The sequence below is a fragment of the Roseofilum sp. genome, from assembly GCF_982964205.1.
On record NZ_CEZBFX010000145.1, the window covers coordinates 1 to 11439 of the forward strand.

Sequence of the window (11439 nt, forward strand, 5' to 3'; positions counted from 1 at the left end):
TCCCCGATACACTAGGGTTCGCTCTCCTTCGTATAGGGTTTCGCTAATGTGATAACCAGGAAGTTTTAGAATCATTGCTCTAAGTTTTTTAGTGGTGTGCGATGGTAGCTATTATTATATTTCAGTTCAAATAGAGATCGCGATCGCCACCATAGCCTACTTGACCTGACTTCGGTAAGAGATGGTCTCACGATTTTTTTCTTAAATAACAGCTAATCTGTCAGTTCCCAATCGATCCCATTTTTCAGGGGTTCGCCAGCCACTCGATCGCTATCTTTGCTGGAACACGATGGTGACCCAACATTTTTTTGGAATCCATTTTCGATTGAAGATGTTTTATTTCAGTCGTTTTCACGAGCTACTGATGGGGAGAACAATCTCAAATGTGGTTCCTTTGCCTAATTCTGAATCACAAGTCATGATCCCTCCGTGTTTTTCTTCAACAATTTGACGGGCGATCGCCATCCCCAATCCGGTGCCTTTACCTACTGCTTTTGTGGTAAATCCTTGCTCAAAAATGCGTTCTCTCACTTCTTCTGGCATCCCCGTGCCATTATCGGCAATCTGAACGATCGCGTCCTCCTTTGCTGCTGAGGTGGTAATCTTAATCTGATTGGCAATCTCCTCAAAACTGCGTCCCTGGTTCGACTCTTCTAAAGCATCGATCGCATTGGCAATCAGATTCATAAACACTTGGTTGAGCTGCCCGGGGAAACACTTGACTTTTGGTAACTCCCTATACTTTTTAACGATTTTAATTGCCGGGCGCTCATCATTAGCTTTCAGGCGATGTTTGAGAATCAGTAAGGTACTATCGATACCTTCATGAAGATTAAATGGGACTGTATACTCCTTATCCGTGCGCGAGAACGTGCGTAGAGAGGTGCTGATGTGGCCAATGCGATCGGTTCCTTCTTGCATTGAAGCAATCAATTGGGGTAAGTCTTCTCTGAGAAACTCCAAATCTATGGCTTCAATTTCTTCTTCAATAACTTCACTTGGTTGTGGATATTCTTGCTGATACAGGTCAAGGAGTCCAAACAAGTCTTTCAGATAATCTCTCGCTGGGTCTATGTTTCCGGCAATAAATGCCACAGGATTATTAATTTCATGGGCAACTCCTGCAACTAAGTTGCCCAAAGCCGACATTTTTTCGCTCTGCACCAATTGCAGTTGGGCTTGTTGGAGTTCTTCGAGGGATTGTTCGAGTTTCTGGGCGTAGTCTTGGGATTGCTCGGCGTAGTCTTGGGATTGTTTGTAGAGGCGAGCGTTTTCCAGAGAGATAGCGGCTTGGGAACAGAGCATAGAGAGCAGTTCCACGCGATCGCTCGTAAACGCTCTAGTCGCTAGATGATTTTCCAAGTAAAGGATGCCGATCAGTTTGCCTTGATTGAGGATAGGCGCGCACAGAAAACTAAGGGGTTGTTCTTGCTCTAGATAGGGGTCGCCTGCAAACTGGAGATTGCCAGAGAAATTGTTAACGATAATTGCTTCTTTGCTCCGTTTAACTTTATTAATTATCCTCATGGGAATTTCCAACTCTTCGGATACTTCCTTCCAACATAAATCCCAGTCATCTTGACCATTTTTGTTTGAATATCGGGCAGCTATCTGCCAACTCTCGGGTTGTCGCAGGAGCAGAATGCCACCATCGGCTCCTGCATTTTCCATCGTTGCCCTCATCAAGGCCGAGACCAGTTTGTCCAAGTCCATTTCACTTGATAGAGATTGGGAGGCTTTCACCGCCGTTGCCCAATCGAGCAGAAAGTCGCTTTTACTGCTACTCGAACCTGCTGTCTGGGCTATAGTGCTGGTTCTGGTGAGATCGTTGTTTAGCTGTAAGTAGGGTTGTTGTAGCATTGGAGCGAGCAGTTGGGGATATGTTCTTTCAAGTTGGTCGGTTTTGGCTTTTGCTCCCCACCGCGCATAGCAGTAGTAAGCATCAATGATATAGGCCCCAGCAATTTTTTCTTTGCCCCAATCTAGGTAAAATTTGGCCGCCAGTTCGTTAGCTAGGGCTTCTTCTTGTAAGAATTCATTTTCTTTGGCTCCGGCTATGGCACGATCGTAGAGTTCCATCGCTTCTGTTCGCTGTCGCGACAATCGCGCTTTTTCGGCTTCCACAAGCCAATATTTATGGAGAAAGTTTTCTGGACAACTCTGGGCTAAAGTGTTGAGCTGCGCTTGATTGGCTTCAATTTGCTGACGGGCATCTTCGGATAAATCAGCATCACGCCCCAACAAATTTAAAGAACCGTAGTAATAATACCCCAAGGCGATCGTGCAAGAGTCACAAACCATAAGAAATTTGCTCGCTTGCACACCATAATGGCAACCGCTCTCAAAATCCCCGTATAAGCAAGCTGCTTGCATTTGGAGAATACTGTAAAGTCCGAGGGGTAGATCGGATTGGGCAGTACTATGGCGTTCAACCCAAGCGAGTTCTTCTGAACTTTCTTTATCGGTTCCGCCAGAGAATTTTTCGATCGAGAACCGACAGGCTTCGAGGATTCTGAGGGTGAGATCGTTGTGAATTTTATCGGCGATCGCCCAAAATTTTTCTAGGTCGGTGGAAATTTCTACCAGGTTTTCCCCGCCAAAGAGACGATTGTAAATATTGGCAAACAGGTTATAGCCCGCATATTGCAATTCTCCTGACTCCATCCCAGCCAAGAATCCTTCGTAGTTGACTTCGGCTGCCCCTTGAATGGGTTTGGCTTTACCATAAATGCAACCTCCCAGTATAAAGCAGGCACTCGATCGCTCGGATTTTTGGTCAAGTTTATAACTGAGTTGCAAGGCCAACTGAGCAAATTGCATTGCCCGTTGATAATCGTGTTGGAACAATGCGAGCCATTCGCCATAGCTGGCATAGGTGATAATTGACTTGGGAATGTTGCCGTATTCCATCGATAAGCGCACGCTTCTAACCACGGTAAAACCATAAAGCTCACGATTGGAGCTAATGTAGGCTGCCGATAATAGTTTCATCAGCAATTCGATCGCGACTTTCACTTCGGGATCGGTTGCCTCGGGTAAATTCAGTAACTCATCAAGATCTTGATTTTCGAGCCTTTCAGCAATGAACTGGGTATCTTCTTGAACCAATTCTTTGGCATGCTCTGGATGAACCTGAATTTCCAACTCTTGTAGCCCAGCCAAACCCGCTTCGATCGCTTCAGGATATGCCCCTTGTAGGGCATATTGATTGACTTTGAGGACGTAAATTCTGGCTCGATTGATAGCAGAGCGAGCCAATGCCAATAAGAGGGCAATGCTTGTTTCTAGTCCCTCAAAGTCAACGCTCATCAATTGCACTTCAGCGAGGACGAAATGGAGTTCAAAGGTGCGATCGCTGATATTTTCCTCAGTATTATCTGAACAATCTGGCAAAAGTGCGATCGCGATCTGGAAGTACAGTTTTGCTGCATCGTAAGCCGTGGCGATTTTGGCTTTTTGACCCGCGCGGAAATTGAGTTCGAGAAGTTGTTGCTTTTCCCTGACCTCAGCAATCTCCTCAAGTCCCATATTGATTTGATTGACAATATCAAAAATCTTTTCTTCCTGCTGTGCGGGGGATACATGGGCCAGAAGGCGCTTGCCGATCCGATAATGGGTCACTTGCTTTTGCACTTCTGGAATTAAGGAATAAGCGGCTTGCTGGACGCGATCGTGTAAAAACTTGTAGCTCACAGATAAATCGGATTCCAGCGTTTTATCCTCTCCCTTGCTCCCTTGGAAAAACTTATAGGTCTGGCCTAGGGGCAGAATCAAGCCCTCTTGCAGCGCCTTCCACAAAGAATCTGCCACTTCGATCTCGTCGAGTTTACTGACAATGGCCAAAGTTTCTAAGTCAAACTGATTGCCGATACAAGCGGCTAACTTCAACATTTCTTGGGTGGCAACCGGAAGTTGTAGCAGCCTCACCGCCATAAATTCAACCACATCGTCAGTCAGTGCCAACTGCTGAACCTGTGTCAGGTCGCAGTGCCAATAGCCTAAATCGTGGTTAAAGGCAATTAACCCATCTTCATGTAATCCCTTGAGAAATTGGGTGGCAAAAAATGGATTTCCCTTTGTCTTTTGATAGATTAATGCGGTTAACGGTTGAGCCACTTCTTGGCTACAGCTTAAGGTATCTGCGACCAAACTATGGAGATCATTTTCCCTTAAAGGTGCGAGAGTTATCGTATTAATGACCGCTCCTGACTTGCCCATTTCATCTAGAGTGAGCATCAACGGATGGGTGGAGGATACTTCGTTATCCCGATAGGCTCCGAGCAAGAGCAAATAACCCGTCTGGCTCTCACTCATGAGCAGTTGCATCAACTTCAAAGATGCCGAATCCGCCCACTGAAGGTCATCAATAAAAATGACCAGAGGATGCTCAGAGGTTGCAAACACCTCAACAAATTTCTGAAACAATAAGTTAAATCGATTTTGTGCCGCACCACCGGAGAGTTCAGGAACCGTTTTCTGTTGACCAATAATTAACTCTAACTCGGGGATGACTTCAATTATCACTTGCCCATTTTCTCCCAAAGCACCCAGAATCTTCTGCTGCCATTGGGCTAATTGAGCATCGGATTCTCCGAATAATTGCTCCATCAAATCCCTGAATGCTCTAACCAGGGCCGAAAAAGGAATATTTCGTTGAAACTGGTCGAATTTTCCTTTGATAAAATAGCCCCGCTCTCGTACAATGGGCTTGTGAACTTCGTTGACCACTGCGGTTTTCCCAATTCCTGAGAACCCTGCTACTAGCATCAGTTCAGAAGAGCAAGAGTTCCCTGGAAACTTTGCTGTGGTCGAAGATTGGGCGACTCGCTCAAATGCTCCGAGTAAGGTCTCGACTTCTGCTTGTCGTCCGTAGAGTTTTTCCGGAATTAGAAATCTGCCGGAAATATCCCGACTTCCTAACTCAAAGGCTTCTATTTTTCCCGTTTCTTGCCATTGTTTTAGAGCCTGTTCTAGGTCGAATTTTAACCCCAAGGCGCTCTGATATCTCTGTTCTGCATTTTTAGCCATCAGTTTCATCACGATATCTGAAACCACAGGGGGGATTTTAGAGACTGAATTTCTTGCTTCTGGTGGTATGGGGGGTTGGGAAATGTGACAATGAACCAACTCCATGGGGTCGTCGCTGATGAAGGGTAGGGTTCCGGTGAGCAGTTGGTATAAGGTGACCCCCAGAGAATAGAAGTCACTGCGGTAGTCTATGCCTCTATTCATGCGACCGGTTTGTTCGGGAGCAATGTAGGCGAGGGTTCCTTCTAGGACATTGAAGTTTTTGATGTCTTGCGCTTCACGAGGCAGTGGGGAGGCGATGCTGAAGTCAATCAGTTTCACCTTTTGGCTTTGTTGATCGATGAGCAGATTGGCCGGTTTAATGTCTTTGTGGATTACTCCTTTGCGCTCGAGTTCGTCTACTATATCGGCTAGTTGAATGGCAATTTGCAAGCTGGTTTCTAGCTCTAAGTATCCTTTTTGGTCTAAGACTTTGTCTAGAGAGATGGCTCCCTCATCTTCCATGACTAGGGCATAACCATTGCCATATCTCTCGAGGCTTAAGGGTACGACGATGTGGGTGGGGTTGAGGTTTTTGGCGATCGCGTACTGGTTGCGAAACTGTAGGAGTTCACTCAAGCTTGGGTAGGGGTTACGCAGGAATTTAATCACGACTTTGAGGCGATCGCGATGGCGGGTTGCTTGATAGACGAGGGTTCGATCTCCTTCGTATATCTTTTGGTTAATTTGATACCCGGGTAGTTCTCTAGTCATCGCCGTTGGTCCAGCCTGCTCGCTATGGTTTTATGCTTACTCTTAGATCTATTTCAAGTATAACTCTGTATTACCTGAACAGCTTGCCCAAGCAATATCTATTAGATATCTTTTCAAAGCAATGTCGAGAAACTGAAAAGTTTAAACCAGATAGCTCAAAATAAATATCAGAAAAAAACTAGACTCATAAAATTGGCAGGAAATATGGTATGAGGTCTACCCCCATATTATTTTTATGAGAGGCTTGAGTTTATGTCAGGAAAAACCGTGGCGATCGCCAATATAGAGATTGGCGAATCTGGAATAGCTTAACCGGACAAAACAGGTTTAAGTTGTAAAAGTTAAGATAAACTAATGGGGGCAGTTAGCTTGCGATCGCAAGATGTGCTGGATAAACGATCGCCAATAGTTTTCCCATTACCCATTACCCATTACCCATTACCGCACGAAGCACTCTATCCTATGATTGGGATCGCCCCTAACCCAAAACCCAATGCCCATGGATCGTGATATTGAAGCATCCCTCAAAAAAGCTGGAGTCGAATTTATCCGTATTCTCTGGTGTGATAACGGCAATATGATCCGAGCCAAGGCAGTTCATGGGGGCATGTTATCCCATTATCAAGAGCAGGGGGTAGGCTTGGCTATGGCTCAACAAGCAATGCCGGTTATTGGCAGTATACCAGCTTCTGGAAGTGGGTTGGGGCCCGTGGGAGAGGTGCAATTGATTCCCGATTGGTCTACACTGATGGCTCTGCCTTATACCCCAAGCCATGCACGGGTGATGGGGAATATGGTTAAAAAAGGAGAACCTTGGGCCCTCTGTCCTCGGCGGTTTTTACGGGATATGGCTGCCGATGCGAAGCTGGAAGGGTTGGAAGTTATTGCTTCATTTGAAAATGAATTTTATTTACTAGAGCGCTCTGCAAATGGGGAAATTATTCCCACTGACCAAGCGCCCTATTGTTCGACCTATGGTATGGATCTCCAGCAACGGATTATTGATGATATTGCGACGGCGTTAAATGAGCAAGGGGTGTTAGTGGAGCAGTATTATCCAGAGTCCGGGCCGGGACAACAGGAAATTTCGGTGCTGTATACTCATGCTTTGGCTGCTGCTGACCAGCAGGTGGTGTTTCGGGAAACCGTGAAGGCGATCGCCCATTATCATCATCGTATTGCTTCTTTTTTACCCAAAATTTTTCCCGATCGCGCCGGAAGTGGCGCTCATCTCCATCTGAGTTTATGGCATAAAGGCGAAAATTTACTCCCCAACCCCTTCGGACTTTTGGGATTATCCGATCGCGCTCGCTGGTTTATTGGTGGTATCCTCCATCACCATCGTGCCCTGATGGCCTTCACTAATCCTATTCCTAACTCCTACCGTCGCCTCCAACCCCATTCCTGGAGTGGAGCCTTTTCCTGTTGGGGATTAGACAACAAAGAAGCTGCGATCCGCGTTATAAGTAATCCAGAAGGCACCGGTTCCACCCATTTTGAGTTTAAAACCATTGATGCTGCTGCCAACCCCTATTTAGCTCTAGGAGCGGTAATTGCAGCCGGTTTAGATGGGGTGCGAAACCAGATCGAACCTCCCGAACCAGTGGATTGCGATCCGGGTACATTGCCCGAAGATGAGCGCCAAAATCGTGGCATTGAAGGGTTACCGGAAACCCTTCTAGAAGCGATAACGGCTTTGCGCAAAAATCAAGTTTTACTTAAAGCACTCAGTCCTCCCTTAGCCCAAGCCTATTTAGCCGTGCGCCAAGCAGAATGGGAAACGATGAAAGAATGGGATTTGCCCACCGAGGTAAAGATGTTATTGGAGTCTTATTGAGGTAGAGGAGTGGGGACACGGAGACCCGGGGATGGGGAGGATGGGATTTGATGGGTATTAGTATTCTGAGTGGACTGGTGTTGCTGGCGATCGCCACTTACCAAGTCTATCAACAAATTGCTCGCCGCCGTCGGGCAGAACTGAGCCTGAGACAACAAACACAGCGGGAGCGGTTAATCCACGAAATCGCCCAACATATCCGGCAATCTTTGCATCTCGATGAAGTCCTGGCGACTACAGTTGCTGATGTGCGGCAATTTTTAGAGTGCGATCGCGTCTTAATTTATCAAATTTATGCTGATGGAACCGGGTGCGCCATCACCGAAACCGTTTTACCCGATTATCCCTGCATTTTAGGCACCGTCTTTCCAGAAGAAGTCTTTCCCAAGGACTATCATCAAGCTTATCTGAACGGCAAAATTCGGGCGATCGCCAATATCGAACAGGCCGAACTTGAACCCTGTTTAGTCGAATTTGTCCAACAATTTGCCGTCCAAGCCAAATTAGTCGTTCCCATCATCCAAACCCCAACCGATATCGAAAACCCCGATCAAACTCCCCATCTGTGGGGCTTACTCATTGCCCATCACTGTCGCCAACCCAGGCAATGGCAACCCCACGAAATCGAACTGATGAAGCAACTAGCGACTCAAGTGGCGATCGCCATTCGCCAAGGAGAACTCTATCAACAACTGCAACACCTCAACACCCAACTCGAACAGCGAGTCGAGCAACGCACCGAAGAACTCGCCCGCACTAACGATGCTCTGCGCCTAGAAATTGCCGAACGTCAACGCACCGAAATCGCCCTCCGACATACCAACCACACCCTACAATCCCTGATTGCAGCCTCCCCCCGTGCCATCTTTACCCTTGACCTCCAAGATAAGATACAACTTTGGAATCCAGCAGCCGAAAAAATGTTTGGTTGGACAGAACCCGAAGTCTACCATCAACCCAACCCCATCCTCTGCGAAGAAACCGTCCAAGAATACCGCAATTTTCGCCAAGCCTGTCTGCAAGGGATTACCCCTCCCAGTCTCGAACTGCATCGCTTCAAAAAAGACGGCTCCCCCATTGATATCGTCTTTTCTGCGGCTCCCCTCCTCGATAGCAACGATCGCATTAATGGCATGGTTGCCGTAGTTGCCGATATCACCGAACAGAAACGGCAAGCGGAACAGGTTCGCCTACTTCAGTCTGTAGTTATCAATACTAATGATGCTGTCCTAATCACGGAAGCCTTCCCCATCGATCTCCCCGGCCCCCGTATTCTCTACGTCAATCAAGCATTTACACGGATGACCGGTTATACCTTGGAAGAACTGATTGGCCAAACTCCCCGCATTCTTCAAGGACCAAAAACCGACCGTCAAAAACTCGACCAAGTGCGAGCTGCCCTCAGTCAGTGGCAACCGTTAACCATAGAATTGATGAACTATCGTAAAGATGGCTCGGAGTTTTGGGTGGAGTTTAGCGTCGTTCCCGTTGCCAACAAGAACAACCAATATACCCACTGGATTTCCATCCAGCGAGATATCACCGAACGCAAACAGACTGAAGACGCTCTGCGGCGCTCCGAAGAACGCTTCCGCTCCCTAATTGAGAATGCCTTAGATATTATTACCATTCTCGATCGCCAAGGAAATATTGACTATGCTAGTCCCTCAGTGGAAAAAGTCCTGGGGTATGCCCCAACTCAACTGATGGGTCAGAACTTTTTTGACCTAGTTCACCCCGATGACTCCGGCAAAATTTATCAGCAGATGATTAATAGTTTGGAAAGTCAGGATATGTCCCTTCTGATGGAATTTCGTGCCCAACATCAAGATGGATCTTGGCGTATCCTAGAAGCTGTTACCCATAGCGATGGATCGGCGAGTGAAAATGGAGTGGGCACTTCTCCAGCGCTACGAATTGTTGTAAATTCCCGCGATATTACGGCTCGCAAGAGATTAAACGAGGTCAAACTTGCCCTAGAACAGGAAAAAGAACTCCATACTCTGAAAACTCGCTTTTTCTCCATGGCTTCCCATGAGTTTCGCACCCCTCTGAGTACAGCTCTAGCGGCGGCCCAATTATTAGAACAGTCTTCTCATCTGAATCGACCGGAAGATCCCGTCAAGCGCTCTAGGAATTTACGGCGGATTGAAGAATCCATTAAACAAATGGTACACCTGCTTGATGATATTCTCACCATTAATCGTGCGGAAGCGGGCAAACTGGAATTTAATCCCCAAACCCTGGATTTGCCTCACTTCTGTCGCCAATTGCTCGAAGAAATTCAGTTCAGTGCTGGTCATCAGTATTCCCTCAAATTCATCTGTATCGAAGATTCGGCTTGGGTGAATTTGGATGAGAAACTGCTGCGATCGATTCTTTCTAATTTATTGTCTAATGCGATTAAATATTCTCCGGTTGGTAGCGATGTAGAACTACGCTTAACCTTTGAGCAGCAGGAAATTATCTTTGAAATCTGCGATCGCGGCATTGGCATTTCCCCAGAAGATCGACAACACCTCTTTGAACCCTTCCAACGCGGTCACAATGTCGGCAATATTCCCGGTACAGGATTAGGGTTAGTCGTGACTCAAAAATGCGTGGAATTACAGGGGGGAAGCATTCAGGTTGATAGCCAGATCAATGGGGGCACAACCTTAACGGTTATTTTACCTATAACCTGACCCTGTCTTAGGGTCAAGCCATAAGAGTGTAAAGTTTTATGAAATTCTCTCTCATTTAACGACCTGGAGAAATCCCCATCGTTTAGGATGCAGAAGTTATGGCCATTCGGTCAAATATCAGAAATTAGCTTTATTTAAAAACAATGGGAAATTTAACGACAGCAACTCTGGGCTTAGATGCTTTTGAAGTTGAACCTCTAGAACTTCGTCCTAATGCTGACGAAGCAGAGCTAGAACAGATCGTTCGGGCGGTTTATAAACAGGTATTGGGAAATCAGCATTTGATGGAGGGCGATCGCCTCTCTAGTGCTGAATCCTTATTGCGCAATGGAGACATTACTGTTCGTGATTTTGTCAGGGCTGTAGCCCAATCGAGTCTGTATCAAGACCTTTTCTTCCACTCCTCCCCCCAGTACCGCTTTATCGAGTTAAACTTCAAGCATTTCTTGGGTCGCGCTCCCCAGTCACAGGAAGAAATTGCCGAGCATGTCCAAATCTATAATCAGCAAGGATACGCCGCTGAGATTGACTCCTACATTGACAGTGAGGAGTATGTTGAGAATTTTGGCGATCATGTTGTGCCTTATCCGCGTAGCATTCGTTCAGTGGTGGGATTGAAAAATGAAACCTTTAACCGGATGTTTTCTCTATTACGTGGACCGGCGGCCAATGATAGCGGTAACTCAGCTCGGTTAATCACTTCTATAGCAGCGAATGTAGCCACTCCCATCGAACTTCCCACTGTAGGAAATGGAGCCTCTTATGGCAATACAGAAAAGCGCTTTCGGATTGTATTTTCTAGCTCAAAAGCTGCTGCTCGGCTCAACAAGTTGACCCGTCAGGAATCTCTAGTTAACTACAGTCAAATGTCTCAGGAAGTTCAGACCATCCACAAGAGGGGTGGAAAAATTCTCAAGATTACTGAGTTAGTTTAGTTCTGAATTACGATCGACGGAATCTATATTCTGCATATTTAGACGATTGAATCCAGAAGCTCGAGTAGGGATGAATAGTTTTCCTCCCTACTCTGTCTTGTTTTTATGAGGCATAAGTGTAGGAGTATTTGGGGATTTACTGAATTAATATCCCTCTTTTGTCACTCTGCCGAAAGAGGGCTAGAATAAGAGGGAAGGTAAA

General features: G+C 46.4%; 5 protein-coding genes. 4 read left to right on the forward strand and 1 reads right to left on the reverse strand.

Features of this window, described 5'->3' with window-relative positions; all coding sequences use genetic code 11:
* Nucleotides 1-351 precede the first annotated feature (351 nt).
* Nucleotides 352-5781, reverse strand: a complete 5430-nt coding sequence (locus tag AC3A14_RS22290) for a trifunctional serine/threonine-protein kinase/ATP-binding protein/sensor histidine kinase (RefSeq protein WP_318735279.1) — start codon at nt 5779-5781, stop codon at nt 352-354.
* 354 nt (nt 5782-6135) lie between these two features.
* On the opposite strand from AC3A14_RS22290, the gene AC3A14_RS22295 reads away from it, so the two are divergent.
* The 4 genes from AC3A14_RS22295 to AC3A14_RS22310 all read left to right on the forward strand — a co-directional run bounded on the left by AC3A14_RS22295 (nt 6136) and on the right by AC3A14_RS22310 (nt 11237).
* On the forward strand, nt 6136-6291 hold the full coding sequence (locus AC3A14_RS22295) for a hypothetical protein (protein WP_318735282.1): 156 nt from the start codon (nt 6136-6138) through the stop codon (nt 6289-6291).
* Entirely contained in the window at nt 6281-7618 is a 1338-nt protein-coding gene (locus tag AC3A14_RS22300; protein ID WP_318735285.1) for a glutamine synthetase family protein, read from the forward strand. Before AC3A14_RS22295 ends, AC3A14_RS22300 begins: the two co-directional genes overlap by 11 nt.
* A 50-nt stretch (nt 7619-7668) precedes the next feature.
* Entirely contained in the window at nt 7669-10302 is a 2634-nt protein-coding gene (locus AC3A14_RS22305; RefSeq protein WP_318735288.1) for a sensor histidine kinase, read from the forward strand.
* Between the two features lie 143 nt (nt 10303-10445).
* Nucleotides 10446-11237 carry a phycobilisome rod-core linker polypeptide gene (locus tag AC3A14_RS22310; protein WP_318735290.1) on the forward strand — a complete coding sequence of 264 codons (792 nt, stop codon included), beginning with the start codon at nt 10446-10448 and terminating at the stop codon, nt 11235-11237.
* Nucleotides 11238-11439: the final 202 nt, after the last annotated feature.

Coding starts and splice junctions, on each gene's coding strand:
- AC3A14_RS22310 (WP_318735290.1), top strand. CDS start 10,446: ATGGGAAATTTAACGACAGCAACTCTGGGCTTAGATGCTTTTGAAGTT.
- AC3A14_RS22290 (WP_318735279.1), bottom strand. CDS start 5,781: ATGACTAGAGAACTACCCGGGTATCAAATTAACCAAAAGATATACGAA.
- AC3A14_RS22300 (WP_318735285.1), top strand. CDS start 6,281: ATGGATCGTGATATTGAAGCATCCCTCAAAAAAGCTGGAGTCGAATTT.
- AC3A14_RS22295 (WP_318735282.1), top strand. CDS start 6,136: ATGGGGGCAGTTAGCTTGCGATCGCAAGATGTGCTGGATAAACGATCG.
- AC3A14_RS22305 (WP_318735288.1), top strand. CDS start 7,669: ATGGGTATTAGTATTCTGAGTGGACTGGTGTTGCTGGCGATCGCCACT.